This is a genomic window from Pseudarthrobacter sp. MOO13 (assembly GCF_058267655.1).
Window position 1 is genome coordinate 1,573,330 of the sequence record NZ_CM177848.1, and the last position, 25,228, is coordinate 1,598,557.

General features: G+C 66.2%; 25 protein-coding genes and 1 tRNA gene. 19 read left to right on the forward strand and 7 right to left on the reverse strand.

The window, feature by feature from the left end; all coding sequences use genetic code 11:
• Positions 1–48: 48 nt before the first annotated feature.
• The 9 genes from lepB (AC4EEO_RS07340) to AC4EEO_RS07380 all read left to right on the forward strand — a co-directional run bounded on the left by lepB (AC4EEO_RS07340) (position 49) and on the right by AC4EEO_RS07380 (position 7,668).
• Complete coding sequence (gene lepB, locus AC4EEO_RS07340) at positions 49–726, forward strand: signal peptidase I (protein ID WP_285319851.1); 678 nt, start codon at positions 49–51, stop codon at positions 724–726.
• Entirely contained in the window at positions 727–1,554 is an 828-nt protein-coding gene (lepB, locus tag AC4EEO_RS07345; protein ID WP_018759994.1) for a signal peptidase I, read from the forward strand.
• A 2-nt stretch (positions 1,555–1,556) separates the two neighbouring features.
• Complete coding sequence (gene rnhB / locus AC4EEO_RS07350) at positions 1,557–2,345, forward strand: ribonuclease HII (protein WP_240617729.1); 789 nt, start codon at positions 1,557–1,559, stop codon at positions 2,343–2,345.
• Between the two features lie 48 nt (positions 2,346–2,393).
• Positions 2,394–2,720: a DUF2469 domain-containing protein gene (locus AC4EEO_RS07355; RefSeq protein WP_018759992.1), complete on the forward strand. Its 327-nt coding sequence runs from the start codon at positions 2,394–2,396 to the stop codon at positions 2,718–2,720.
• A 102-nt stretch (positions 2,721–2,822) separates the two neighbouring features.
• A complete protein-coding gene (locus AC4EEO_RS07360; protein ID WP_018759991.1) occupies positions 2,823–3,179 on the forward strand; it encodes a YraN family protein in 357 nt (118 codons plus the stop codon).
• Positions 3,179–4,723: a YifB family Mg chelatase-like AAA ATPase gene (locus tag AC4EEO_RS07365; RefSeq protein WP_018759990.1), complete on the forward strand. Its 1,545-nt coding sequence runs from the start codon at positions 3,179–3,181 to the stop codon at positions 4,721–4,723. The genes AC4EEO_RS07360 and AC4EEO_RS07365 overlap by 1 nt, the downstream gene beginning before the upstream one ends.
• A 98-nt stretch (positions 4,724–4,821) precedes the next feature.
• Complete coding sequence (gene dprA, locus AC4EEO_RS07370) at positions 4,822–5,955, forward strand: DNA-processing protein DprA (protein WP_491330838.1); 1,134 nt, start codon at positions 4,822–4,824, stop codon at positions 5,953–5,955.
• A gap of 47 nt (positions 5,956–6,002) precedes the next feature.
• Positions 6,003–6,929: a tyrosine recombinase XerC gene (locus tag AC4EEO_RS07375; RefSeq protein WP_491340181.1), complete on the forward strand. Its 927-nt coding sequence runs from the start codon at positions 6,003–6,005 to the stop codon at positions 6,927–6,929.
• Between the two features lie 235 nt (positions 6,930–7,164).
• Positions 7,165–7,668, forward strand: coding sequence for a DUF3145 domain-containing protein (locus AC4EEO_RS07380; RefSeq protein ID WP_026264214.1), 504 nt, complete (start codon positions 7,165–7,167; stop codon positions 7,666–7,668).
• Positions 7,669–7,779: 111 nt separating this feature from the next.
• Here the strand turns inward: AC4EEO_RS07380 and fabF are convergent, their stop codons facing one another.
• The 6 genes from fabF to aceE form a co-directional block, all read right to left on the reverse strand.
• Entirely contained in the window at positions 7,780–9,015 is a 1,236-nt protein-coding gene (fabF, locus tag AC4EEO_RS07385; protein WP_285247744.1) for a beta-ketoacyl-ACP synthase II, read from the reverse strand.
• 172 nt (positions 9,016–9,187) lie between these two features.
• Positions 9,188–9,433 carry an acyl carrier protein gene (locus AC4EEO_RS07390; protein WP_009359314.1) on the reverse strand — a complete coding sequence of 82 codons (246 nt, stop codon included), beginning with the start codon at positions 9,431–9,433 and terminating at the stop codon, positions 9,188–9,190.
• A gap of 76 nt (positions 9,434–9,509) precedes the next feature.
• Positions 9,510–10,571 (reverse strand): beta-ketoacyl-ACP synthase III, encoded by a 1,062-nt coding sequence (locus tag AC4EEO_RS07395; protein ID WP_018759985.1) that lies wholly within the window; start codon positions 10,569–10,571, stop codon positions 9,510–9,512.
• Positions 10,568–11,497 carry an ACP S-malonyltransferase gene (locus AC4EEO_RS07400; RefSeq protein WP_206073900.1) on the reverse strand — a complete coding sequence of 310 codons (930 nt, stop codon included), beginning with the start codon at positions 11,495–11,497 and terminating at the stop codon, positions 10,568–10,570. The genes AC4EEO_RS07395 and AC4EEO_RS07400 overlap by 4 nt, the downstream gene beginning before the upstream one ends.
• An 88-nt stretch (positions 11,498–11,585) precedes the next feature.
• Positions 11,586–12,830, reverse strand: a complete 1,245-nt coding sequence (locus AC4EEO_RS07405; RefSeq protein WP_018759983.1) for a PucR family transcriptional regulator — start codon at positions 12,828–12,830, stop codon at positions 11,586–11,588.
• A 155-nt stretch (positions 12,831–12,985) separates the two neighbouring features.
• A complete protein-coding gene (gene aceE / locus AC4EEO_RS07410) occupies positions 12,986–15,727 on the reverse strand; it encodes a pyruvate dehydrogenase (acetyl-transferring), homodimeric type (protein WP_491340182.1) in 2,742 nt (913 codons plus the stop codon).
• Between the two features lie 425 nt (positions 15,728–16,152).
• On the opposite strand from aceE, the gene AC4EEO_RS07415 reads away from it, so the two are divergent.
• From AC4EEO_RS07415 to AC4EEO_RS07445, 7 genes are all read left to right on the forward strand, one after another.
• On the forward strand, positions 16,153–16,572 hold the full coding sequence (locus AC4EEO_RS07415) for a DUF3052 domain-containing protein (RefSeq protein WP_026265207.1): 420 nt from the start codon (positions 16,153–16,155) through the stop codon (positions 16,570–16,572).
• The gene (locus tag AC4EEO_RS07420; protein WP_491340183.1) at positions 16,569–17,063 is read left to right on the forward strand and encodes a peroxiredoxin; all 495 of its coding nucleotides are present in this window, start codon (positions 16,569–16,571) and stop codon (positions 17,061–17,063) included. Before AC4EEO_RS07415 ends, AC4EEO_RS07420 begins: the two co-directional genes overlap by 4 nt.
• Before the next feature lie 5 nt (positions 17,064–17,068).
• Positions 17,069–17,989, forward strand: coding sequence for an NAD-dependent protein deacetylase (locus AC4EEO_RS07425; protein ID WP_133832861.1), 921 nt, complete (start codon positions 17,069–17,071; stop codon positions 17,987–17,989).
• A gap of 101 nt (positions 17,990–18,090) precedes the next feature.
• Positions 18,091–18,163, forward strand: a tRNA-Val gene (locus tag AC4EEO_RS07430).
• Between the two features lie 103 nt (positions 18,164–18,266).
• Complete coding sequence (locus AC4EEO_RS07435) at positions 18,267–18,557, forward strand: hypothetical protein (RefSeq protein ID WP_285317869.1); 291 nt, start codon at positions 18,267–18,269, stop codon at positions 18,555–18,557.
• A 249-nt stretch (positions 18,558–18,806) separates the two neighbouring features.
• Positions 18,807–19,604 (forward strand): IclR family transcriptional regulator, encoded by a 798-nt coding sequence (locus tag AC4EEO_RS07440; RefSeq protein ID WP_491340184.1) that lies wholly within the window; start codon positions 18,807–18,809, stop codon positions 19,602–19,604.
• A 158-nt stretch (positions 19,605–19,762) separates the two neighbouring features.
• The gene (locus tag AC4EEO_RS07445; protein ID WP_491330089.1) at positions 19,763–21,109 is read left to right on the forward strand and encodes an MFS transporter; all 1,347 of its coding nucleotides are present in this window, start codon (positions 19,763–19,765) and stop codon (positions 21,107–21,109) included.
• 209 nt (positions 21,110–21,318) lie between these two features.
• Here AC4EEO_RS07445 and AC4EEO_RS07450 read toward each other — a convergent pair whose 3' ends face one another.
• On the reverse strand, positions 21,319–22,383 hold the full coding sequence (locus AC4EEO_RS07450) for a D-2-hydroxyacid dehydrogenase (protein WP_491330088.1): 1,065 nt from the start codon (positions 22,381–22,383) through the stop codon (positions 21,319–21,321).
• Between the two features lie 61 nt (positions 22,384–22,444).
• Between AC4EEO_RS07450 and AC4EEO_RS07455 the strand changes: the two genes are divergently transcribed.
• From AC4EEO_RS07455 to AC4EEO_RS07465, 3 genes are read left to right on the forward strand one after another with little or no spacing between them, the layout of a single operon-like run.
• On the forward strand, positions 22,445–23,371 hold the full coding sequence (locus tag AC4EEO_RS07455) for an NAD(P)-dependent oxidoreductase (protein WP_109044429.1): 927 nt from the start codon (positions 22,445–22,447) through the stop codon (positions 23,369–23,371).
• Positions 23,368–24,138, forward strand: coding sequence for an SDR family oxidoreductase (locus AC4EEO_RS07460; RefSeq protein ID WP_491339342.1), 771 nt, complete (start codon positions 23,368–23,370; stop codon positions 24,136–24,138). The genes AC4EEO_RS07455 and AC4EEO_RS07460 overlap by 4 nt, the downstream gene beginning before the upstream one ends.
• The gene (locus tag AC4EEO_RS07465) at positions 24,138–25,226 is read left to right on the forward strand and encodes an L-idonate 5-dehydrogenase (protein WP_491340185.1); all 1,089 of its coding nucleotides are present in this window, start codon (positions 24,138–24,140) and stop codon (positions 25,224–25,226) included. The genes AC4EEO_RS07460 and AC4EEO_RS07465 overlap by 1 nt, the downstream gene beginning before the upstream one ends.
• Positions 25,227–25,228: the final 2 nt, after the last annotated feature.

The following is a 25,228-nucleotide window of genomic DNA, read 5'->3' on the forward strand; positions in this document are numbered from 1 at the left end:
CGTGACCGGCCAGCGCCGGAGCAATCCACCAGCGCCAGGATACGGACCATGCACCAGACAAAACGCCAGCCCCGCACCATGGGCTGGCGTTTTGTGTTCCTGGCCCTGGTCCTTGCCGTCACCATCAGCGGCGTGGTGCGCTCCTTGTGGATCGATGTCTACTACATTCCCTCCGAGTCCATGGAGCCGCTACTCCAAGGCGGTGACCGGATCCTGGTCTCGCGCACCGATTTCCAGGCCGACCCCATCAGGCGCGGGGACATCGTCGTCTTTGACGGACGCGGTACGTTCGCGCCCCTGAACAGCGGCAGGGGTCCGCTGATGGACGCAGTGGGCGGCCTCGCCCAGTGGCTGGGCCTCACCGGGAGCGACACCACCTACGTCAAGCGGGTCATAGGCCTCCCGGGCGATACGGTGGTCTGCTGCGACGCGGGCGGCAAGGTCACCGTGAACGGGGTACCGCTGGATGAGCCGTACATCTTTCCCGGAGAGGTCCCGAGCACGCAGAAGTTCAACTCGGTGGTCCCCGAGGGCAGGCTGTGGCTGATGGGGGACCACCGGTCGGTATCCGCCGATTCGCGCAGCCTGCTGGGAGCTCCAGGAGGCGGCATGGTCCCGCTGGAGCGCGTCATCGGCCGGCCGGTCCAGATCCTGTGGCCCCTTGATAGATTTGCTCCAGTAGAGCGGCCGCCAGTGGTGGGGCCGACAACACAGAACGGACGGTAAATGCCCGAGAACCCAGCGCGGAATCCTGAACCGCGCCATGACGGCGCCGCAGGGAACCAGGCCGTTCCAACCCCCGCAGAGCCGGGCGACAGTCCCGAGGCCGGCACGAACTCCCACCGGAAGGGCGGCTCCCGCTCCAAACCGGCCGGCAAGGCCACGGGCAACCCATTGCTCGGGTGGCTCAAGGAGATTGCCACCGTCGTGGTCATCGCCGTTGTGCTGTCCTTCCTCATCAAGACTTTCCTCTTCCGGGCGTTCTTCATCCCGTCCGAGTCCATGGTGAACACCCTTGATGTGGACGACCGGATCTTCGTCAATCTCCTCGTCCCGGAGCCGTTTGCGCTCAGCCGAGGGGACGTGGTGGTGTTCCGCGACACCAAGGGCTGGCTGCCGCCAACAGCAGCAAAAACCCAGGGGCCGTTCACCTGGGTCCAGGACGGCCTGACGTTTGTGGGGTTGCTGCCCGACAACACCGACCAGCACCTGGTCAAGCGGGTCATCGGGCTGCCCGGCGACCACGTGGTGTGCTGCGACGCCGGCGGTAAACTGACCATCAACGGAACAGCCGTGGACGAGACCTACATCAACCCCGCCGAAGTCCCGCAGGTCCGTAACTTTGACGTCACCGTTCCGGAGGGCAAAGTGTGGGTGATGGGCGATAACCGTAACCATTCGGCGGATTCCCGGTCACACATGGAAAACGACGGCGGCTTCATCGACCTCAAGGACCTTGAGGGCAAGGCCGCCGTCATAGCGTGGCCGCTGAACCGGATCAAGACCCTGGACAACTACCCGGACGTGTTCCGCAACGTCCCGGCGGCCCGCTGACCATGCCGTCCGCCACCCGCACCGTCCCCGCAGCAGCGCCGCGCAGAAGCGTCGGAGCCACGCCGGCGCGCGGGGCCAAGGCGCCCACCTTGCGGCACGAGCGTACGTTCAAGGCCCAGGGCGTGCGGCTCCTGGCCGGCGTTGACGAGGTGGGCCGCGGTGCGCTTGCCGGGCCGGTCAGCGTGGGAATTGCTGTCGTGGACCTGGAGCGCCAAAAACCGCTGGCGGGCGTGCGGGACAGCAAGCTCCTCAGCCCGGCCGAGCGCGAGCGGCTGGAACCGTTGGTGCGGCGCTGGAGCGTTGCGTCGGCGGTTGGCCATGCGACCGCCGCCGAGATCGATTCGCTCGGCATCATTGCAGCCCTGCGGCTGGCAGGAACCCGTGCCTGGGGGGCCATCCTGGGAGCCGGAATCATTCCGGAAGCGGTGCTGCTGGATGGAAGCCACAACTGGCTTTCCCCGGCAGAGCAGCTTTCCTTGTTCGACCAGCCGGTGGTGGAAGCCGCCTGTGAAGCGCCCGTCCACACCAAGGTCAAAGCGGACATGCAGTGCCTGAGTGTGGCCGCAGCGAGCGTCATCGCCAAAGTGGAGCGTGACCGGATGATGCGCGAATTGCACCTCGAGTACCCGGATTACGGCTGGGACATCAACAAGGGTTACGCCACCGCAGCCCACCGTGATGTCCTGCGCGCAGCCGGACCGACTCCCTACCACCGGGTCAGTTGGCGGCTGCTTGGCGGCGAGTTGCAGGGCACCGAATCTCCTGACGAAGACGCGCGGGACGAAGCCTGAGTCCTGCTCCCGGCGCCGGCGCCCCCGGACATGGTGCAAGATGGAAGCATGAGTGCCGAGGATCTTGAGAACTATGAAACCGACATGGAGCTTCAGCTCTACCGTGAATACCGCGACGTCGTCGGCCTGTTCACCTACGTTGTCGAGACCGAGCGGCGTTTCTACCTCGCCAACCACGTGGACCTGCAGGCCCGCAGCGCCGACGGCGAGGTCTACTTCGACCTGACCCTCCAGGACGCCTGGGTCTGGGACGTTTACCGCTCAGCGCGTTTCGTCAAGAGCGTCAGGGTCCTGACCTTCAAGGATGTCAACGTCGAAGAACTGCCACGAAACGAGGAGCTGGCCCTGCCCAAGGACGTGGACCTGGGCAACTAGCAGCGCTCCGACTCTTCCTCCACAGAAAGGCCCTGTCCACATACGGCAGGGCCTTTCTGTGCCCTGCAGCGGTTCGCCGTCAAGCTGGTTCCGGAGGTAGACATGAAATCGAAGGACCTGCTGGGCCGGCGCGGCGAAGACCTCGCCACCGGTTATCTGGAAACGCTGGGCATGCTGGTGGTGGAGCGCAACTGGCGATGCACCGAGGGCGAGATCGACATCGTGGCCCTTGACGGTGACGCGCTGGTCATCGCAGAAGTCAAAACACGCCGCTCCCTGGACTTTGGCCATCCCTTTGAAGCCGTGGGGCCGGAGAAGCTGGCACGCCTGCACCGGCTCGGCGCCGCCTGGTGCCGCGACCGGGAATTGCGGATGCCCCTGCGCCGCGTGGACGTTATCGCCGTGGTGGACGACGGCGGCGGCCACCCTGTGGTGGAGCACCTCAAGGGGGTTGGGTGATGGCCCTGGGGCGGACTTACTCCATCGCCCTGGTAGGCCTGAACGGCTACGTGGTCGAAGTGGAGGCCGACATTGGCCAAACACTGCCGGCTTTCGTCATCCTCGGGCTCCCGGACGCGGCCCTCAACGAAGCCAAGGAACGGATCCGTTCTGCCGCGAAGAACTCCGGCATCCCGCTCAGCCGCCGGAAGATCACCGCCAACCTCATCCCGGCGTCGCTGCCTAAACGTGGTTCGGGTTTCGACCTCGCGGTCACCATGGCCGTGCTGAGGGCATCGAACGATGTCAAAGCCACCGGACGTACCGTCTTCATTGCCGAGCTCGGCCTCGACGGACGGCTGCGGCCGGTGCGGGGAATCCTGCCTGCCGTAATGGCCGCGGTACAAGCCGGCTATCCGGACGTCGTGGTGGCGCAGGCAAACCTTGCCGAGGCATCGCTCGTGCCTGGCGCCAGTGTCCGCGGCTACCGCACGCTGGCGCGCCTGGCCCTGGACTTCGGGGCGGATCCGCAGGAGCTCGCTTTGGACTTTGAACCGGACGACGCCGACGATGTTGACGATGGACACCCGGCGGCCGGGCCGTGTCCGGACATGGCCGATGTTGCCGGCCAGTCCGAGGCACGCCAGGCGTTGGAAGTGGCTGCCGCAGGGGCACACCACCTGCTCCTCACGGGGCCGCCCGGGGCAGGTAAAACCATGCTTGCGGAACGGTTGCCGGGCCTTTTGCCGGATCTTGGTGACCATGAGTCCATGGAGGTCACGGCCATCCACTCGCTGTGCGGCCTGCCGGCGTCCGCGGTCCAGCTTCTGCGCCGGCCACCCTTTGAAAACCCGCACCACTCAGCCACTGCGGCGGCCATCATCGGAGGCGGTTCAGGACTTCCGCGGCCGGGGGCGGCATCCCGCGCCCACCGCGGCGTGCTGTTCCTTGACGAGGCCCCGGAATATGAACGCCGGGTTCTCGATGCCTTGCGTCAGCCCCTGGAGAGCGGTGAGCTGGTGATCCACCGGGCGGCCGGGACTGCCGCCTACCCGGCCCGCTTCCAGCTGGTGCTGGCCGCAAACCCCTGCCCGTGCGGGAAGGCCTCCGGCAAAGGCCTGGACTGCACGTGTACCCCCGTGATGCGCCGCCGTTACCTCGCCAGGATGTCCGGCCCACTCCTGGACCGGGTGGACATCCAGTTGCAGGTGGAAAGGGTCTCCCTGGCCGAGTTCGGGCAGGCCGGCCGGGAGGAAGATACCGCAACGGTCGCACTGCGGGTCAGGGCAGCACGTGAGCGGCAGGGAGAGCGGTTGCGGTGCTTTGGCCTGGAAACGAACTCGCAGGTCCCGGGGCGCATCCTGCGCGGTGACTTGCGGCTCGCTCCGGCAGCCACCCGGATCCTGGACCAGGCCTTGGAGCGCGGGGTCCTGACCGCCCGCGGCTATGACCGTGTCCTCCGGCTGGCCTGGACCTTGGCCGACCTGGGCCGGCGGGACCTGCCGGACGCCAACGACATCGGGCAGGCGCTTGGCTTGCGGCAGGCTGCCGCGGCAGTGGCTTGAGGAGGACGGCAAACGTGAACAAACTAAAGGAACTGCGCGTGGCAAACGATCCAGCAAAGGTTGACGAGCGGTTGGCCCGGGCAGCGTTGTCCCGCCTCATGGAGCCCCAGGACGCCGCAGGCCTGGCCCTCGTGCATGTTGCGGGGGCAACGGATGCCCTTCGGATTGCCACCGGTCGGGTCACGGCCGGGGCTGACCTGGAGCGTGAAATCACCTCGTTGCTGGCTGACAGCGGGGCGAGCAGCTGGGCGGGAATGGCTGCAGCCTTGAAGCGCTGGCAGCCGCGGATCCCTGACCTGGCTCCGGAACGTGACCTGGCCACGATGGCACGGCTGGGTGGCCGCCTGATCATTCCCACGGACGAGCTGTGGCCCTCCCAGCTGGCCGACCTCGGCATCCAGGAGCCCCTGTGCCTCTGGTGGCGGGGTCAGGAACACCCGCTGCCGGACGCAGCCATGTCCATCGCCCTGGTAGGTTCCCGCGACAGCACCAGCTACGGGGCTGCGGTAACAGGGGATCTGGCATACTCGCTGGCGCAACGGGGCTTCACGATAGTGTCGGGCGGCGCCTACGGCATCGATGCACACGCGCACCGTGCCGCCCTCGCGGGAGGATCCTCGGCCGTCCCGACCATCGCTGTGATGGCCGGCGGAGTGGACCGGTTCTATCCGTCGGGAAACGAGGACCTGCTCCGGGCCGTGGCCAACCAAGGCGCGGTCCTGGCGGAGGTACCGCCGGGATCGGCTCCCACGCGGTACCGGTTCCTGCAGCGGAACCGGCTGATTGCTGCGCTTTCGTCAGTGACAGTGGTGGTGGAAGCGCGGTGGCGCTCCGGTGCGCTGAACACAGCCCACCACGCCGAAACCCTGGGGCGGGCAGTGGGGGCGGTCCCCGGATCAGTCCACAGTGCCAACTCGGCCGGCTGCCACCGGCTCCTGCGGGACGGCGGCGCGGTCTGCGTCACCGATGCCGCGGAAGTGGCCGAACTCGCCGCGCCCAGCGGAGCGGGGCTACCCGAACAACGGCCAGGTGCAGCCGCCGTGCAGGACGGGCTGACCCTGGAGGACCTGATCCTGCTGGATGCACTTCCGCTGCGCTCCACCACGTCGGTGGAAAAGCTCTCGGCGGTGGCCGGCTTGGGACAGGACTCGGTGCGCGCCGGCCTCGGCCGGCTGGGGCTGCTCGGACTGGCCGTCTCTGAACGCGGCGGCTGGAAACGAGGCAAGGTATGACCGTGTCCGGCTGCGGTGAACGAGGGCAAGCCTGAGACAGTGTAGGAGTGGACCATGACGAACTGCCCAAGGAGCTCGGCTCGGCACTGGACGCATTTGCCGCCTACCTGTCGGGGGAGCGGGCCGTGTCGGAGCATACCCGGCGTGCCTACCTGGGGGACCTGCGGAGCCTCTTGGCGCACGCCGCATCCGAGGGCGCGACCGGGCTGAAGGACCTTGAACTAGGAACCTTCCGCCGTTGGCTCGGCAGCCAGAGCTCGGCGGGTGCCGCACGCTCAACGCTGGCGCGCCGGTCCGCTACGGCCAGGGCATTCACTGCCTGGGCCCTCCGGGAAGAACTTCTGGAGACGGACCCCGCCCTGCGACTGAAAGCCCCCAAGCGCGAAGGATCATTGCCGGGAGTACTCCAGGCCTCCCAGCTGGCGCGAATGCTGGAAGGGCTCGAAAACTCGGCACTGGACGGTGACCCGCTGGCCGTCCGGAATCGCGCCATCGTGGAACTCCTCTACGCCACGGGCATCAGGGTAGGTGAACTTGCCGGGTTGGACGTCGACGACCTGGACCCGGACCGCCGGACGCTGCGGGTCATTGGCAAAGGCAACAAGGAACGTACCGTGCCCTACGGTGTACCGGCAGCCCTCGCTGTTGACGATTGGCTGCGGCGGGGCCGCCCTGCCCTGGCGACGGGCACCAGCGGGCCGGCGCTGTTCCTGGGTGCCCGCGGTGGCCGGGTTGACCAACGCCAGGTCCGCACCCTGGTCAACGTTCTTTTCGGTGCCCTCGGTGACACTTCCGTGTCCGGGCCCCACGCCTTGCGGCACTCCGCTGCAACCCATTTGCTCGACGGCGGAGCGGACCTGCGTGCCGTGCAGGAGATCCTTGGCCACAGCAGCCTCGCCACGACCCAGATCTATACCCACGTCTCGGTTGACCGCCTGCGGAAGAGCTACCAGCAGGCTCACCCCCGGGCCTGACGGTGTGGCTCATCGCACTGGCGTAATTCCACGGCGTACGGCACAATGAGAGTCACGTCCGGCAACTTTCAAGTCCCGCTTGAAGCTCCCTGAGCTTCAAGCGGCTCGGCAAGTCCGGACACAGCTTTATCTGATACACCTGAATATCGGGAACCACCGCCGCAGTGCAGGGCACGGCAGTTCCATCCGGGCAGAGGTCGTTGGGGAAGACGTACCTAGAGCTATGGAGGATGGAATGTCTGTTGCAATGACCCGCGGTGTGCTGTTTGTTCACTCAGCCCCTACAGCCCTGTGCCCCCATGTCGAGTGGGCAATCGGGGCTGTGGTGGATAAGCGGACGGACCTTGAGTGGACCCCGCAGCCTGCCGCGCCCGGAATGTTCCGTGCGGAGCTTTCCTGGACCGGAACCCCCGGCACGGGATCCAAGCTGGCGTCCTGCCTCCGTGGCTGGGCGCATCTGCGCTATGAGGTGACCGAGGAGCCTACCCAGGGCGTGGACGGCGGCCGGTGGTCGCACACGCCAGAGCTAGGGATCTTCCATGCCGTCACCGACGTCCATGGCAACATCATGGTGTCGGAGGACCGCATCCGCTACGCCTACGAATCGGGTGCGGGCGATCCCGCCGCCGTCTACCACGAACTCTCGCTGGCCCTGGGCGAGGCGTGGGACGAGGAACTGGAACCGTTCCGCCACGCTGCCGAAGGCGCCCCCGTCCGCTGGCTGCACCAGGTAGGTTGACCGACGTCGTCCTGCCGGGCGGCCAAACGAGTACTAATCCATAGCGCAAGAGGAGGCCCCGCCAGCCGGCGTGGCCTCCTCTTGCTGTCCAGGCGTTCTGCCGGACGAGGGCTAGATGCTGCGGATGGCCACGACGGCGTTGTGGCCGCCGAACCCGAAGGAATTGCTCAGCGCCACGATGTTCCCGGCAGGCAGGTCGCGGGCCGAGGTGACGACGTCGAGCGGGATCTCGGGATCCTGGTTCTCGAGGTTGATGGTGACCGGTGCTTTGCGCTCGTGGACGGCCAGGACGGTCAGGACCGCCTCCACCGCGCCGGACGCGCCCAGGAGGTGCCCCATCTGCGACTTGGTGGCGGAAACCGCCACGTTGTCCACGTGGCTGCCCAGGGCGGCACGCAGTGCCGTGTATTCCGGCTTGTCGCCTACGGGGGTCGACGTCGCGTGGGCGTTGACGTGCACCACGTCCTCGGCCTGGATACGGCCGTCGAACATCGCTGCCTTGAGCGCGCGGGTGGCGCCGAGGCCTTGGGGATCCGGAGCGGTGATGTGGTACGCGTCTGCAGTGACGGACGTACCGGCGAGCTCGGCGTAAATGCGTGCTCCACGGGCCAGGGCGTGCTCCTCGGCCTCCAGGACCAGCGCTCCGGCCCCTTCGCCCATCACGAAGCCGTCACGGTCGGTGTCGTAGGGACGGGAGGCGCGCTCGGGCTCGTCATTCCTGCGGGACAGTGCCTGCATGGAGGCGAAGGCCGCCAACGGCATGGGGTGGATTGCGGCTTCTGCGCCGCCGCACATCACTACGTCCGCCTTGCCGGAGCGGATGAGTTCGAGGCCGAGGTGCATGGCTTCGGTGCCTGAGGCGCATGCGGAAACCGGGGTGTGGGCGCCGGCTCGGGCGCCGAGGTCCAGGCTGACGGCCGCGGCCACGCCGTTGGGCATCAGCATGGGAACGGTCATGGGCAGGACCCGGCGCGGGCCCTTCTCCTTGAGGGTGTCCCAGGCATCCAGCAGGGTCCAGACCCCGCCAATGCCGGTGGCGAACGCAACAGCCAACCGGTCCTGGTCGAATTCGGTGATGCCGGAGTCGGCCCAGGCCTCACGGGCCGCAATGACGCCGAACTGCGTGGATGGGTCCATCCGCTTTGCTTCAACCCGGCTCAGGACGTCCAGCGCGGGTGTGCTGCAGCGGGCAGCGAAATGGACGGGGAGCTCGTACTTGGCTACCCAGTCGTCCTCCAGGGTGCGGGCACCGGAGACCCCCTTGAGGGCGTTGTTCCACATGGTGGGTACATCGCCGCCGATGGGCGTGGTGGCACCCAGACCGGTAATGACTACTTTGCGCGTCATGGGATCACTCTTTCGTCGGTGGGGAATCCGCCTGCGCCAACCGCAGGGTCCCGCACATTTGATGATCGGCCAGTCCCGGTCGGGGCACTGTGCCGGTTAGATGCGGCGGGCTGCCGATCCGGTCAATCCGGATCGGCAGCCCAGCCAAGCCGTGAGACGGCGGTAGCCTGGATTAGGCCTGTGCTCCGGCAATGAAGCTGACGGCGTCGCCGACGGTCTTGAGGTTCTTGACCTCTTCGTCCGGAATGCGTACGCCGAACTTTTCCTCGGCGTTGACCACGATGGTCATCATGGAGATGGAGTCGATGTCCAGGTCCTCGGTGAAGGACTTGTCCAGCTCGACGGCCTCCGGGGCCAGGCCGGTCTCTTCGTTGACGATTTCAGCCAAGCCGGCCAGGATCTCTTCGTTGCTAGCCATTGGTGGCTCCTTTTCTTGTATTGCCGGCAGGGGCTGCCGGAAACGGTCGGGTCGCGGTCGCGGCCCTTGGGCGTATCTAGGGAAGGACAATTACCTGCGCGCCGAAGACCAGCCCGGCGCCGAAACCGATCTGCAGCGCCAGCCCGCCGCTCAGCCCGGGGTTCTCCTGCAGGAGACGGTGCGTTGCCAACGGGATGGAGGCCGCGGACGTGTTGCCGGCGTCGGCAATGTCCCGTGCCACTGTAACCGTCTCGGGCAGCTTCAGCTTCTTCACCATCTCGTCGATGATGCGCATGTTCGCCTGGTGCGGGATGAAGGCAACCAGGTCTTCCGCCTCGATGCCGGCAGCGTCGAGCGCCTGCTGGGCAACTTTCGCCATCTCCCACACGGCCCAGCGGAACACGGTCTGGCCGTCCTGCCGGAGCGTGGGGTAAAGTTCCTGCGCTTCTTCAAGGAGGGCAAGGTCGCCGGTGGAATCGGACTGCCGGGCCGCCATGCCGAGATCGCGGACGTCCAGCAGGGAACGGGTCATGCCGATCGCATCCCATTTACTGCCGTCCGAACCCCAGACCGACGGGGCGATGCCGGGAGTGTCGGAGGGACCCACGACGACGGCGCCGGCGCCGTCCCCGAGCAGGAAGGAGATGGTGCGTTCCCGGTTGTCGATGACGTCCGAGAGCTTTTCCGCGCCCACCACCAGGACGTACTTGGCGGCGCCGGAACGGACCAGGGCGTCGGCCTGGGCAATGCCGTAGCAGTAACCGGCGCAGGCTGCGGAGATGTCGAAGGCCGGTGCCGGCGTAGCGCCGATGCGGTCCGCCAGGCTGGCAGCGGCTGAGGGTGTCGCGTACGGGTGCGTCACGGTGGACACGATGACGGCGCCGAGCTGCGAAGGCTCGATCCCGGCCTTCTGCATGGCCTCGCGGGCAGCGCCCTCAGCCATGTCGATCACGCTCACGTCCGCGGCCGCACGGTGCCGGGTCACGATGCCGGTGCGCTGGCGGATCCACTCATCGGAGGAGTCGATCCACTGGCACACGTCTTCATTCGTGACGATGACGTCCGGACGGTACGCCCCCAGCCCGAGGATGCGGGTGTGCTCATGGATGGGAGCCTGCTTCAGCGTGGGGACGCTCATGCGTTCCCCTCCAGTTCTGCGAACAGTGCCAGGGCGGCAGAGAGGTCTTCGGGAGTCTTGACCGCTACCGTCTTGACGCCGGGCATGCCTCGCTTGGCGAGTCCGGCCAGGGTGCCTGCGGGGGCGAGTTCGATGAGTCCGGTGACACCGCGCTTGACCATCGCGTCCATGCAGAGGTCCCACCGCACCGGGCGGGAAACCTGGGCGATGAGGCTCTCGACGGCGGCACCGCCGTCGGTGACCTCGCCGCCGTCGTAGTTGGACAGCAGGGGCACCTTGGGGGCTGCCGGGTTCAGCTGCGGCGCCAGCGCCTTAAGCGCGTCAACGGCCGGTGCCATGTGGCTGGTGTGGAACGCACCGGCCACCTTCAACGGAATCACCCGGGCCTTGGCAGGCGGGTTCGCGGCCAGCGCCTTCAGCTGGTCGAAGGTTCCGGCCGCAACGGTCTGGCCGGCGCCGTTGACGTTCGCGGGGGCCGTGCCGGCTGACTCAATGGCAGCCAGCACCTCGGCGGGGTCGCCGCCCACGACGGCGCTCATGCCGGTGGGCGTGACGGCAGCCGCGGCGGCCATGCTGTTGGCCCGTTCGCGGACAAAGGTCATGGCTTCCTGCTCGGTCAGCACGCCGGCGAGGGCGGCAGCAGTGATTTCGCCCACCGAATGGCCGGCGAGGATAACCGGAAGGGAATTGAGCTCCACGTCGAAGAGGGAAGCCGCCGTGACCAGGCCTGCGGCAACGATCAGGGGCTGCGCAACGGCAGTGTCCTTGATGGTTTCCTCGTCGGAGGTGGTCCCGTGGGCGATCAGGTCGATCCCCGCGATGTCGCTCAGGGCGGCCAGCTGGCCTGCCACCGAAGGTAGTTCCAGCCAAGGGGCCAGAAAACCCGGGGTCTGCGAGCCCTGTCCAGGGCAGACTATTGCAAGCACGTAACCAGCTTTCCAAATTACTGTGTGATCCAGCGGTGTTTCACCGCACCAAGCTCACGGGGTCAGGTTGTAGGAAGTCTACAATGACTCACGCTTGGTTCCGGGACGACTGCCGCTCCGTGGCGGCCTTTGGCGGGGCAGAAAGGCGGCCCACCACGAGCGCTGCCTGAAGCACAAAAGCCTCCCTGGGCAGCAGCGGGTCCCAGCCGGTGACGTCGCAAACACGCTTCAACCGGTACCGGACGGTGTTGGCGTGGACGAAGAGTTCCCGTGCCGTTGCCTCCAGCGAATGTCCCAGCTCAAGGTAGGTTCCCAGGGTTTCCACCAGGCCGTTGGACGCTGCCACGAGGGGCCGGTAGATATTCTTGACCAAGGAACGCCGTGCGGCATCATCGCCGGAAATCACCCGTTCCGGCAGCAAATCGTCGGCCGCTACCGGCCGAGGCGCCGACGGCCACGCCCGGGCGGCAGTGAGGCCGGCAAACGCCGATTGCGCCGATCCGCTGGCCTCCAGCAGGGAACCGGCCTCGGGGCCGTAGACCACGGGGCCGGGTGCGAACATTTCGCTCAGCTTCACATAGGCCGATTCGCGGTCCTGCACCCCGCCCAGGATGAGGATCAACCGGTCGCCCTGGATCCCCACCAGTGCGTCCTCTGCGAAACGCCCGGCCATCCGCCGCAGTTCGCTCACGTAGCTGGCGCTGGGTTCGGACGGCGAGTTTCCCACCATGACCGTGAAACGCTCCTGCGCCTTCCAGCCGAGGGCCGCGATGCGGGAGCGGAGCGCATCTGTGTTTTCACCCCGAAGGATCGCATCCACGATCAGGGCTTCCAGCCGGGTGTCCCAGGATCCCCGCGATTCCGCGGCCCGGGCGTAGACATCGGCTGCGGCGAACGCGACTTCACGCGAGTACCGAAGGACTGCTTCGCGCAGGGACGGCTGGTCTGCCTCCGGCGCAATGACGGGAACCTGGTCCTCGACAACCTCCACCACGATCCTGATCAGCTGCAACGCCTTCTGCAGGCTGATGGAGCGGGTCAGTTCCGTGGGCGCCGTCCCAAACACATCCGTCAGGATCCACGACGGAGAGCTTGGACGCTCGTACCAGGTGACGAATGCCGCGATCCCGTTCTGCGCCACCATGCCCAGGGCCGACCTCTCGTCGGAGCTGAGCCGGCTGTACCAGGGCAGCGACTGCTCAAGCTTGCGCATGGTGGTTGTGGAAAGCTGGCCGACGTTGGCCCGCAGCTGCTTTAGGGTTTCGGACTTCTCCGGTGTGACCTTCGGCGGGCTCGGTTTCCGTTTGGCGGACGGGCTGGCTGGTGCTGGCATTCTTTGAGCATACGGCCCCCACCGCGCAAGCTCCATTTGTGCGAAGGCTACAATCCGCTTTGCGCTGCGTCACAGCAGGCAGGCACCCCGGAACGGACAACGGCGGCCCCCTCCGTGATGGAGGGGGCCGCCGTTGGTGCTGCTGCGAAAGGCTGTCAGGCCTCCCCGCCGGCATTGCCGGTGGTGCCGGCATTGACGTTGAGCAGCTTGTACTTCTCGATGGCCTTGACCGGGGCGTCAACATCCACCTCGCCACGGCGCGCCAGCATTTCAAGGGCACGCACCACGATGGAGTGGGTGTCGTTTTTGAAGTAGCGGCGGGCTGCTGCGCGGGTGTCGGAGAAGCCGAAGCCGTCGGCGCCGAGGGTGGCGAATTCGTTGGGGACGAATTGCCGGATTTGGTCGGGGATGGCTTTCATGTAGTCGGTGACGGCGACGATGGGGCCGGTGGCGCCTTCGAGTTGCTGGGTGACGAACGGGGTGCGGGCGGGTTGGCCGGGGTTGAGGAAGGCTTCTTCTTCGGCGGCGAGGCCGTCGCGGCGCAGTTCGTTCCAGGAGGTGACGGACCAGACGTCGGCGGAGACGTTCCAGTCGTCGGCGAGGATGCGTTGGGCGTCGATGGCCCAGGGCACGGAGACGCCGGAGGCGAGGATCTGGGTGCGGGGACCGTCGATCTTTGCCGGGGCGAGCAGGTAGATGCCCTTGATGAGGCCTTCGATGTCGAGGTTTTCGGGTTCGGCGGGTTGGACGATGGGTTCGTTGTACACGGTGAGGTAGTACATGAGGTTTTTGTCCGTGGAGTCCGGCCCGTACATGCGTTCGAGGCCGGAGCGGATGATGTGTCCGATTTCGTAGCCGTAGGCGGGGTCGTAGGTGAGGACGGCGGGGTTGGTGGAGGCCAGCAGGGGAGAGTGGCCGTCGGCGTGCTGGAGTCCTTCGCCGGTGAGGGTGGTCCGCCCTGCGGTGGCGCCGATGATGAAGCCGCGGGTCATTTGGTCCGCGGCGGCCCAGAAGGCGTCGCCGGTGCGCTGGAAGCCGAACATGGAGTAGAACACGTAGACCGGGACCAGCGGCACGCCGTGGGTGGCGTAGGCGGTTCCGGCGGCGGTGAAGGCTGCCACAGCGCCGGCTTCGTTGATGCCGGGGTGGATCAGCTGGCCGGCGGGGGATTCCTTGTAGGCCAGGACGAGGTCGCGGTCCACGGAGAGGTAGTTCTGGCCCTTGGGGTTGTAGATCTTCGCGGTCGGGAAGAACGCGTCCATGCCGAACGTCCGGGCTTCGTCGGGAATGATCGGGGCGATGTGCTTGCCGAAGTTCTTATCCCGCATCAGGTCCTTGAGCAGGCGCACGAATGCCATGGTGGTGGCGGCCTGCTGCTTGCCGGACCCGCGCTTGGCAACCTCGTAGGACTTCGCGTCCGGCAAGGTGATCTCGGAGTGCTTGCTGCGCCGCTCGGGCACGGAGCCGCCCAGTGCTGCACGGCGTTCCATCATGTACTTGATTTCCGGCGCGTCATTACCGGGGTGGTAGTACGGCGGCCGGTACGAATCCTTCTCGAGCTGTTCGTCGGTGATCGGGATCCGGAGGTGGTCGCGGAACTTCTTCAGGTCATCCAGGGTCAGTTTCTTCATCTGGTGGGTCGCGTTGCGGCCCTCGAAGTGTGGTCCGAGTCCGTAGCCTTTGACGGTGTGGGCGAGGATGACGGTTGGTTTGCCCTTGAATTCGGTGGCGGCTTTGTAGGCGGCGTAGACCTTGCGGTAGTCGTGTCCGCCGCGTTTGAGGTTCCAGATCTGGTCGTCGGTGAGGTCCGCGACGAGGTCTTTGGTTTGCGGGGTTTTGCCGAAGAAGTGTTCGCGGACGAAGCCGCCGGATTCGGCTTTGTAGGTCTGGTAGTCGCCGTCGACGGTTTCGTTCATGATTTTCACGAGCGAGCCGTCGGTGTCGCGGGTGAGCAGGTCATCCCATTCCCGGCCCCAGACGACCTTGATGACGTTCCAGCCCGCGCCGCGGAAGAACGCTTCGAGTTCCTGCATGATCTTCCCGTTGCCCCGGACCGGGCCGTCGAGGCGCTGGAGGTTGCAGTTGATCACGAAGTTCAGGTTGTCCAGGTTCTCGTTCGCGGCGAGCTGGAGCAGGCCGCGGGACTCGGGCTCGTCCATTTCCCCGTCGCCCAGGAACGCCCAGACCTGCTGGTCCGAGGTGTCTTTCAGGCCCCGGTTGTGCAGGTAGCGGTTGTTCTGGGCCTGGTAGATCGCGTTCATCGGCCCGATGCCCATGGACACGGTGGGGAATTCCCAGAAGTCCGGCATCAGCCGCGGGTGCGGGTAGGAGGACAGGGCGTGGCCGGCGCGGGACTTTTCCTGCCGGAACCCGTCGAGGTCTTCCTCGGAGAGGCGTCCTTCCATGAACGCCCGGGCGTACATGCCGGGGGAGGCGTGGCCCTGGAAGAAGACCTGGTCCCCGCCGCCGGGGTGGTCCTTGCCGCGGAAGAAGTGGTTGAACCCGACCTCGTACAGGGTCGCGGCCCCGGCGTAGGTGGAGATATGCCCGCCGACGCCGATCTCGGGCCGCTGCGCCCGGTGCACCATGACCGCGGCGTTCCACCGCATGTACGCCCGGTACCGGCGCTCGAATTCCTCATTGCCCGGGAACTCCGCTTCCTGGTCCACCGGGATGGTGTTCACGTAATCGGTGGTGGTCACCATCGGCACCCCGACGCTCTGCGCGCCCGCGCGCTGCAGCAGGCTCCGCATGATGTATTGGGCACGCTCAGTGCCCTGTTCCCTGATCAACGCATCCAGGGACTCAACCCACTCGGCAGTCTCTTCCGGATCACGATCAGGCAGCTGGTTAGTCAACCCGCTGAGGATATGGGAGGTATCTTCTCCTGCAGCCACGTCCAACCTCTCTTTGCGCGCATGAATCGGCGCACTCAGGCCAGGCAGGGTGACTGCCCGGCGTATATACGCCGTGTGCGACGTATCGGTTACAACAGCCCGGTCATGTGTGCCGGGCAGCTTCCTAGCGCTCCTATGCCTGTCCGGAGTCACAGGGGTGTCGTCCCGCGGGCATAGTTGTCACCAGCCACTCTAGCCCTGACGGCAACGCGATGCGTAGCTGCGGTCCAGGTGCTGCTGTTGTATTTCGTTCGTCATACTGGTTGTGTGGCCAATACCCTTGCCGGGCGCAGCCGCAGCTGGATGTGACGCAGAATATGCGCACTCCCGGGGGCGGCAGCTTGAAGCGCAGGCGCAAAGGGTGTTGGCTTGGGAGTAATGGAAATCACTATGCACAACGCATTAATGACGTATTGGAGGAACACGTGAGCGAGGCCGACGCCGCCACTTCGGTAAATGTGGCGGAAAAATTGGGTTTCAAAAATGGGGATCTGATTCAGGAGTTCGGTTACGACGACGACGTCGATTTCGACTTGCGTGACGATATTGAAGACCTCACCGGTTCGGAGTTGCTGGACGAGGACGACCACGAGGTGGCGGACGCTGTCATCCTTTGGTGGCGCGACGGGGACGGAGACCTCGTCGACAGCCTGATGGATTCCCTCACTACCCTGAGCGAAAACGGGGTTGTCTGGGTCCTGACCCCCAAGTCGGGCAGGGACGGTTACGTTTCGCCGGCAGACATCCAGGAAGCCGCACCAACGGCCGGCCTGCATGTCACCACCTCTGCCGGTGTCTCAAAGGATTGGAGCGCGGCGCGCCTGGTCAGCAGGAAGAACAAATGACGGCAGCGGTCGTGGCCGCTTCCGCAGTTGTTCCCGCAGTGGGCACAACCGCGCCCGACTTTGAGCTGGCCAACCAGTACGGTGAGCCGGTGCGCCTCTCGTCCTTCCGCGGACAGAACGTGGCCTTGGTGTTCTACCCGTTTGCCTTCTCGGGGATCTGCACCGGCGAGCTCTGCGAGATACGTGACAACCTTGCCACGTTCGAGGATTCGAATGCCGTCGTTCTGGCAGTGTCCGCTGACAGCAAGTTCAGCCTTCGCGCCTACGCGGCCCAGGAAGGGTACGGCTTCGACCTGCTGGCTGATTTCTGGCCGCACGGGGCCGTGGCAGGCGCCTACGGCGTGTTCGACGCCGGCAGCGGCATGGCCAAACGGGCCACCTTCATCATCGATGCAGAGGGCACGGTCCGGTACAGCGTGGTGAACCCACGGGGCCAAGCCCGCGACTTCGGTGAGTACCGGGCGGCTTTGGCGGATTTGAAGCAGGCCTGAGGCGGATGGCTGAGCAGCGGCGGGGGACAGGCCTGACGGGCTTTGCCAGCATGCCGCCGGTGGCCCCGGCCCCGCCCTCGGGTGCGGATCTTGAGGTGTTGGTCCGGATCCGTGACCTGCTCGCGGGGGTTCGTTTCGCCCTGCTGACCGGGGCCGGGCTCAGCACGGATTCCGGGATCCCCGACTACCGCGGCCCGGACTCGCCGCCCCGTTCACCCATGACCTACCAGGAGTTTGTCCGCGACGCCGCCAACCGGCGCCGATACTGGGCCAGGAACCACATCGGCTGGTCGCATATGCGGCATGCTGATCCAAACCAGGGCCACTATTCCGCAGCCGAACTCGAGCGGCGCGGTTTCCTTACCGGACTCATTACCCAGAACGTCGACCGGCTGCACCAGGACGCGGGCAGTTCAAACGTCGTCGACCTCCACGGCCGGTATGACCAAGTGATCTGCCTGGACTGCGGGCGGACGTATTCCAGGCGCCTCCTTGCCGGTGTTTTCGAGGAACTCAACCCCGGCTTCCTGGAGCGGGCGGCAGCTTCCGGACTCGTGGAAATGGCGCCCGACGCTGACGCCACCGTCGAGGACCAGGCGCTCATCCACAGCTTCGTGGTGGCGCTCTGCCCTGCCTGCGGCGGAACGCTGAAGCCAGACTTTGTCTACTTCGGTGAAAACGTGCCCAAGGACCGGGTGGAGCGGTCCTACGCGATGGTGGACGAGGCAGCCGCCCTGGTCGTGGCCGGTTCTTCCCTGACGGTCATGAGCGGCCTGCGGTTCGTGCGGCACGCCGCCAAGCAGTCAAAACCGGTGGTCATCATCAACCGGGGTGCCACCCGCGGTGATGACAAGGCAACCATCAAACTCGAAGCCGGGGTCAGCCAGGCATTGGGCTACCTGGCAGCTGAACTTCCTCCCCTGTAGTGCGGGAAGGCCCCGGGCGGGCCGATTCGCGTTTGCGGTCCAACGTCGGGTAGAGTTTATGTTCGTTGGTTGCGGCGTTACCGCCGGAAACCGCGCAATTTGGGTCTTTAGCTCAGCTGGTAGAGCGCCACGTTTACACCGTGGATGTCATCGGTTCGATCCCGGTAGGACCCACTCATGTGAAACCCCGTTGTCCCGCCTTCCCGGTGGGGCGGCGGGGTTTTTGCTTTTCGGCTTTTCCAGTCCCGTTGTCAGTGCCCTGCCATACGGTGCAGGGATGGAACACGTCATAGTGCACACAGACAGCGAGGGAATGCCGACGGCGGTGGTGAGCCGCGGCAGGGAATGGGCGGTGGGTGCTGCGCCGGTGAGGTGGTACGAACGCGTCAATTGGTGGGAGACCAAACGCCGGATGCCGAAGGGCAACAGCGGCGTGGATGTGGAAGTCCTGCAGTTGCAGGTGCGGCTGGGTAACAACAGCCGGTCCGCGTTGACCACCATGTATCTCCAGCGTGACGGCCTGGGCGGCAGCTGGCGGCGCAGGGAGTCGGCAGCGGATGCGGCCTGACCGGCCCCGCTTGGTCCGTCGGCTTCGGGGCATTGGAAAACCCTCCACCGCGACTATTGGGGGATGCCGCGGTGGAGGGCCTGGGATGAATATACCGTGAACTCCCGGAAACAAAAAGTCCCGAGGCGCCCGCGTTATCGCCCAGGCGTCGGCGGGCACCGCAGGTCCGCCCAAGCCAGCCACTATGATGGGTTGTGTTCAGCTGAATGGACAGAGCTGATGAGTGCATGCGCCTACCGAAGGAGAATCATGGCCGATTCCCGCACCCCACGTTCCTCCGACGGGCCTGCAAGCGCTTCGCCTGCGCCTGCCGTTACCCGGGCTGCCGCCGTCCTGGAGGCACTGGCTGCGTCCGCAGGGGGACGGCTGACCCTCAGTGACCTTGCCCGCGAGCTGGGAATCCCGAAGTCCTCCACCTCCAACCTGCTGTTGGCGTTGGAGGACGCCCGCCTCATCAGCAGGCAGGGCTCCGAATTCATGCTGGGCCGCAAGCTGGTTGAACTTGGCGCGGCGTATCTCAGCCGCATGGACGAGGTCCAGGAGTTCTACCGGTACTGCGAGCAGGCGCCCACCCTTTCCGGTGAGACGGTGCGGATTGCCATGCTGGACGGGACCTATGTCATCTACCTGGCACGCTACGAGGGGCATCCGGCTGTCCGGCTCACCTCCAACATCGGCGACAAAATGCCGGTCTCCCTCTGTGCTGTGGGCAAGGTCTTGATCGCCAGGCTTCACGACCACGACATCGACGCCTTGTTCCCCGATGACGCCGAGCTGCCCGTCCTCACCCCTAAGTCCCTGCGGACCGGTCGCGAGCTCAAGGATCAGCTGCGGTCCATCCGGGAGCAGGGCTACGCCTTCGAGGACGAGGAATCCACTACGGGCGTGGTCTGCCTGGGCGTGGCCGTCCCCACCCGCGGCTCCCACGGACCCAGCCTGGGGTTGTCGGTGACGGCGCTGAAGGCAACCTATACCCCCGAGCAGGGTGCGCAGATGGTCAAGGAACTTCAGGAACTGGCACGGTCCTTGGGTAATCCCATGAGCTAGGAAGGCGTCCCGCAGGGGACGGTGCATGTACTTTTTGGCTTAACCGCTTGCCTGTTGTCCAACTTGCTGTACTCTGTTCAACATAGTGATCGACATCTCGGGTGTCGTTGCTGACCCGCCAGGCCAACGGGGGCCTGGCGCGTGATGAGGGAGTTCTTGTGACAACTCGTACTAATGCACCGCAGGCCGCGGACGGCACTGCCGTCGACGCCGACCAGCTGCGAAGGGCAACTCTTGCAAGTTCCGTGGGGTCCGCACTGGAGTACTACGACTTCTATATCTACGGCCTGGCGTCCGCGCTGATCTTCGGCCCGCTTTTCTTCGCCCCGCTGGGTGAAAGCGGCGCCGTTATTGCCTCCTTCGCCACCTACGGTGTGGGATTTGCGGCCCGGCCCTTCGGCGGCATCGTCTTTGGCCACATTGGTGACAGGTTTGGGCGCAAGATGGTCCTGATCCTCACCATCGGCCTCATGGGAATGTCCAGCTTCGCCATTGGACTCCTGCCCACTTTCGACCAGGCCGGAATGCTGGGTGCGGTCCTCCTCGTGAGCCTCCGCATCATCCAGGGCCTTGGCGCCGGAGCTGAACAGGCGGGTGCCACCACGCTGATCTCCGAGGTGGCACCGCGCCGCCGTCGTGGTTTCTTTGCCGCGCTGCCCTTCGTTGGCATCCAGCTGGGCACCCTCTTGGGCGCCGGAACATTCGCCTTGATGGCCATGGCCGACAAGTCCGTCCTGCAGGGCTGGCTGTGGCGTGTGCCGTTCCTTGCCAGCATCATCCTGATCGGCATTGCGGTGTTCATCCGCCTTCGCCTGAAGGAGACGCCGGTCTTCCAGGAACTGGAAAAGCACAAGGCTGTGGTGAAGAACCCGGTGTCCCAGATCTGGCGTCATTCCAAGAAGAACGTCCTGGTGGGGATCGGCCTGCGTATGGGTGAAAACGGAAACTCCTCCATTTACTCGGCCCTGCTGGTTTCGTTCATCAGCATGCCTGCCGGTGTCTTCCCGGGCGACAAGTTCATCGGACCAACCGGACTGCTGATCGCGGCCGGCTTTGCCGCCGTCATGGTGGTCGCATTCGGTGCCTTGTCCGACCGCTACGGCCGCGTCCCCGTCTACCGCTACGGTGCCCTGTTCCAGGCGGTCATCGCGCTCCCGGCCTTCTACCTGGTGACCCTCGGCAATGTCACGCTCGTCTGGGTGGTCATGGTGGTGGGCATCGCCCTCGGCGTCCAGGCCATGCTCGGGCCGCAATGTGCCCTTCTGCCCGAGCTGTTCGGTTCCCAGCACCGCTTTACCGGAGTTGCCCTGAGCCGCGAACTCTCGGCCGTCCTCGCCGGCGGCTTCGCCCCGATGATCGGCGTCGCCCTGCTGGCGGCCACCAACCACTCCTGGCTGGTTCCCGCCCTGTACTCCCTCGTCCTCGCTGTGATCTCGTTCATCACCACGTTCTTCACGCCGGAAACCGGCGGCCGGGACCTGGTCCTCGTCGAAGACGCCAGCTGACGCCGGCCTGACGCCCGGTCCGGATCATCCGGGCCGGGCGTTTGGCGTGTGCGGGAGACAAGCCGGCCGGCATCGCGGAGGTCGGGAGGTTCCGAGGGGCGCCGTTGATGCTGCGGCCTGATGGGCAGCAGTCCGGCGCCACAAAAAGAACGGCCGCTGCATCCCCTGGGCAGGGGATGCAGCGGCCTTGCCGGTGCCTTGGCCAAGGGTCAGTAGAAGTGGACCGTGTCCACGAGGTGGGGGAGTTCGCCGCCGTCGAGGAAGGTTCGCAGGTTGCTGCAGAAACGGTCGGTGATCAGCCTGTTCTCCGCGGCGCTCAAAGCTGACGTATGCGGCGACACCAGAACCTTCGGGTGGCCCCAGAGCGGGCTTTCGAGGGGGAGCGGTTCCACTGCGAAGACATCAAGGCAGGCGTAGGAGACCTGGCCATTATCCAGGGCCTCGAGCAGCGCGTCCTCATCCACCACGGTGCCGCGTCCGACGTTGACGAAGACGGTGCCGGGTTTCATGACAGCAAATACGTCCCGGTTGAACAGCTTCTCCGTATACGGGGTGCCCGGAAGGGTGTTCACCACGGCATCGGCGGTGGCAAGGAGGCCGGGAAGGCCGTCGTTTCCGGTCACCTGGTCGATGCCTTCCAGGGGCTCCGGGGTCCTCTTGGTTCCGCTGACGGCCATGCCCAGGGCGCGGGCAAGCCGGGCCGTCTCAAGGCCGATCTCACCGAGCCCCGCAATGACCAGCCGGGAACCGCTCACCAGCCGCGTGGGAGTGCGGAGTTCCGGCCAATTCCTGGCCTGCTGGTCCAGCGCCAGCTCGGCGGTGCGTTTGAACCCGTTCAGGATGCCCATCGCTGCGAACTCGGCCAGGGGAAGCGCGTGCACGCCGGCGGACGTTGTGACCTTGAACTTTTGCAGTGTCTGCTGGTCCAGGCCAGACGCTTTAACCGCGCCGCCTGCGCCGGCTGCCATGGCGTGGACCCACTGCAGGTGTCCGTTGTCCGTGGCAATCCGGGCCAGGCCCGACGGGCTTTCGTTGGGGAATCCGTAGAGGACCTGTGCGCTGTTCAGCATCGCCCAATAGCGTTCTTCCTGTTCCGGGGTCCGCCGGAAATCCGGATCTCCGGCGTGGTCCGCCGGGAAGCGCTCCGGCGGCAGGAGGTCGGGCTCGTACAGGACGGTCACGGACGGATCAACGGCCCTGATCCGGTCCACCAGCTCGGCTTCGAGCGGCACGGCAATGGCCACGGTAGTTATGGAAGTCATGGTGTTCATCATACTGAATCATGGCTAGGATATTGAACAAATCTTTAAAGCACGATGACGTGAGGCTGGGTAAATGGAGGACAAACGCGCAGGCTTTGCAGGCCTGGGATTGATGGGCGGACTGATGGCGGCAAACGCCCTCCGCAGCGGATGGCAGGTCACGGGCTGGAACCGGTCTCCAGGGGCAGCGGCCCGGTTGCGGGACCTCGGCGGAACAATTGTCCCCGCGGTGGAAGACCTGGGCCATCTTCCCGTCATCGTTTTCATGCTTCCAGACCTGCCACACATCGAGGAGGCGGCGGCCGGGCTCCTTGCCCGGTGGAAAAAAGAGCCGCCGGCGCCCCAGACCGTCCTGCTGGTCATGAGCAGTGTCTCGCCCACCGCCGTCCAGGTTTTCGGGCGCCGCGTCACCGAGCTCACCGGCGGGCGCGCCCAGGTTGTCGACGCCCCGGTCAGCGGCGGCACCAAGGGCGCCGCGGACGGCACCCTCGCCATCATGGCCGGCGGCGAGGAGTCCGCGTTCCGCAGGGCAGAGCCGCTCCTGCACGCCATGGGCACCACCGTCCGCCGCCTTGGTCCCCTTGGCGCAGGGTCGCTCGCCAAGGCGTGCAACCAGCTGGTCGTGGGGACGACGACGGCGGCGCTCGCCGAGGCTGCCGAACTGGCAGAGCGTTCCGGGCTCGAACCGGCGGCGCTCTTCGACGTCCTGTCGGGCGGTTTGGCCGGCAGCAGGGTGCTGGATATCGTCGGACCGCGCCTGGTCAGCAAAGACTACGCCCCCACGGGCCCGGCAAAATTCATGCACAAGGATCTTTCCTTCGTGCTCGACGCAGCCCGCGCAGCGGGAACGGCAACCCCGATCGCCACGGCCGCCGCCGAACTCTACGCCGAGCTGAAGCGCCAGGGCCTTGGCGACCAGGACCTCGCAGTAGTGCGCCAAACCATCTCCAACCTCAGCCATAGGGCCGCAGTTGCGGCGGAAGGAACAGCTGCTCCATGAGTTCACTTTTTGATTTGTCGGACCGGGTTGCGTTGGTCACCGGGTCGAGCCGGGGGATTGGCTCGTCGCTGGCCCGGGCGTTGGCGGACGCCGGTGCAACGGTTGTGTTGAATGGCATCAACGGGGAGCGGCTCAAGGAGGCCGAGGCGGCGATGGCCGCCGATTATGCCCCGGGCCGGGTGCATAGTGTCGCGTTTGACGTTACCGATGGCGAGGCGGCAGCCCGGGGTATCGCGTGGATCGAAGAGCATGTGGGTGCGTTGGAGATTCTGGTGAATAATGCCGGGATCCAGCATCGGGTGCCGATGCTGGAGTTGGACGTGGCGGATTGGGAGCGGGTGATTTCCACGGACTTGACCAGTGCGTTCCTGGTGGGGCGGGAAGCAGCCCGGCGCATGATTCCGCGGGGCCGGGGCAAGATCATCAATATCTGTTCGGTGCAGACGGACCTGGCCCGCCCCACGATTGCCCCGTATGTTGCGGCCAAGGGCGGGCTGCGGAACCTGACCCGGGCCATGACGGCCGAGTGGGCCGGGTCCGGCCTGCAGGTCAACGGGATCGCGCCGGGGTATATCCACACCGAGATGACGCAGAACCTGGTGGATGACGAACAGTTCAATGCCTGGATCCTGGGCCGCACCCCGGCCCGCCGCTGGGGCACGCCGAGGGATCTGGCCGGGCCGGTGGTCTGGCTGGCCTCGGACGGGTCGGATTTCGTGAACGGGCAGACCATTTTCATCGACGGCGGAATGACGGTGGTGGTCTGATGCCCGCGAACACACCCGTCCAGCCAGGGGCCCACATGCTGCCCGGCTCCGGGCCGGCCGTGGTGGCCCACGCCGCGGGGGATCTCCGGGTCGATGAGGTCCCGCTGGCCCGGCCGGCGGATGACCAGGCCGTGGTTGAGGTCTTGTACGGCGGGATCTGCGGGTCGGACCTGCATTACTGGCTGCACGGTGCGGCCGGGGAATCCATCCTGAAGGCGCCCCTGGTGCTGGGCCACGAAATCTCCGGCGTGGTGGTCCGCGCCGCCGCCAACGGCCAGGGGCCGCAGCCCGGAACCGCCGTCGCCGTCCACCCCGCCACCCCCGGTCCGGGCGCGGCCAGGTACCCTGTGGACCGGCCCAACCTCTCACCCGGGTGCACCTACCTGGGCAGCGCCGCCCGCTACCCGCACACCGACGGCGCCTTCAGCCGGTACGTGAACCTGCCGGCCCGGATGCTGCGGGCCCTGCCCGAGGGCATCGACCTGCGCACAGCCGCCCTGGTCGAACCCGCGTCCGTGGCCTGGCACGCCGTCTCCCGGGCCGGGGACGTGGCCGGGAAGACCGCGCTGGTGATCGGCTCCGGCCCCATCGGTGCCCTCGCCGTCGCGGTCCTCAAACGCGCCGGAGCCGCGCACATCACCGCTGTGGACCTCCATCCCAAACCGCTGGAGATCGCCAAGGCCGTCGGTGCCGACCAGGTCATCAACGCCGCAGACACCGAAGCGATCGCCGCCGTGGAGGCGGACGTGGTGATCGAATCCTCCGGCAACCACCACGGACTGGCCTCCGCCATCCGCGGCGCGGTCCGCGGCGGGACCGTGGTCATGGTCGGGCTGCTGCCCACCGGCATGCAACCGCTGCCCATCTCGCTGGCCATCACCCGCGAACTGGACCTCAAAGGCTCCTTCCGCTTCAACGACGAAATCGACCAGGTCATCGCGGCGCTTGCCGACCGATCACTGCACATCAGCCCCGTCATCACCCACCAATACCCCGTGGAGGACGCCCTGCACGCCTTCGAGATGGCCAAAGACTCCACCAGCTCCGGCAAAGTCCTCCTCAGCTTCGACGGGAACGGAAGCAGCTGACC

Bases quoted from the DNA above. Each gene is read 5' to 3' on its own strand.
- AC4EEO_RS07450 (WP_491330088.1), bottom strand. From the start codon at position 22,383: ATGATGAACACCATGACTTCCATAACTACCGTGGCCATTGCCGTGCCG.
- AC4EEO_RS07365 (WP_018759990.1), top strand. From the start codon at position 3,179: ATGGCCCTGGGGCGGACTTACTCCATCGCCCTGGTAGGCCTGAACGGC.
- AC4EEO_RS07465 (WP_491340185.1), top strand. From the start codon at position 24,138: ATGCCCGCGAACACACCCGTCCAGCCAGGGGCCCACATGCTGCCCGGC.
- AC4EEO_RS07355 (WP_018759992.1), top strand. From the start codon at position 2,394: ATGAGTGCCGAGGATCTTGAGAACTATGAAACCGACATGGAGCTTCAG.
- AC4EEO_RS07460 (WP_491339342.1), top strand. From the start codon at position 23,368: ATGAGTTCACTTTTTGATTTGTCGGACCGGGTTGCGTTGGTCACCGGG.
- dprA (WP_491330838.1), top strand. From the start codon at position 4,822: ATGGAGCCCCAGGACGCCGCAGGCCTGGCCCTCGTGCATGTTGCGGGG.
- AC4EEO_RS07390 (WP_009359314.1), bottom strand. From the start codon at position 9,433: ATGGCTAGCAACGAAGAGATCCTGGCCGGCTTGGCTGAAATCGTCAAC.
- AC4EEO_RS07405 (WP_018759983.1), bottom strand. From the start codon at position 12,830: ATGCCAGCACCAGCCAGCCCGTCCGCCAAACGGAAACCGAGCCCGCCG.
- AC4EEO_RS07455 (WP_109044429.1), top strand. From the start codon at position 22,445: ATGGAGGACAAACGCGCAGGCTTTGCAGGCCTGGGATTGATGGGCGGA.
- AC4EEO_RS07395 (WP_018759985.1), bottom strand. From the start codon at position 10,571: ATGAGCGTCCCCACGCTGAAGCAGGCTCCCATCCATGAGCACACCCGC.
- AC4EEO_RS07440 (WP_491340184.1), top strand. From the start codon at position 18,807: ATGGCCGATTCCCGCACCCCACGTTCCTCCGACGGGCCTGCAAGCGCT.
- fabF (WP_285247744.1), bottom strand. From the start codon at position 9,015: ATGACGCGCAAAGTAGTCATTACCGGTCTGGGTGCCACCACGCCCATC.
- AC4EEO_RS07360 (WP_018759991.1), top strand. From the start codon at position 2,823: ATGAAATCGAAGGACCTGCTGGGCCGGCGCGGCGAAGACCTCGCCACC.
- AC4EEO_RS07420 (WP_491340183.1), top strand. From the start codon at position 16,569: ATGACGGCAGCGGTCGTGGCCGCTTCCGCAGTTGTTCCCGCAGTGGGC.
- AC4EEO_RS07425 (WP_133832861.1), top strand. From the start codon at position 17,069: ATGGCTGAGCAGCGGCGGGGGACAGGCCTGACGGGCTTTGCCAGCATG.
- AC4EEO_RS07380 (WP_026264214.1), top strand. From the start codon at position 7,165: ATGTCTGTTGCAATGACCCGCGGTGTGCTGTTTGTTCACTCAGCCCCT.
- rnhB (WP_240617729.1), top strand. From the start codon at position 1,557: ATGCCGTCCGCCACCCGCACCGTCCCCGCAGCAGCGCCGCGCAGAAGC.
- lepB (WP_285319851.1), top strand. From the start codon at position 49: ATGCACCAGACAAAACGCCAGCCCCGCACCATGGGCTGGCGTTTTGTG.
- AC4EEO_RS07435 (WP_285317869.1), top strand. From the start codon at position 18,267: ATGGAACACGTCATAGTGCACACAGACAGCGAGGGAATGCCGACGGCG.
- lepB (WP_018759994.1), top strand. From the start codon at position 727: ATGCCCGAGAACCCAGCGCGGAATCCTGAACCGCGCCATGACGGCGCC.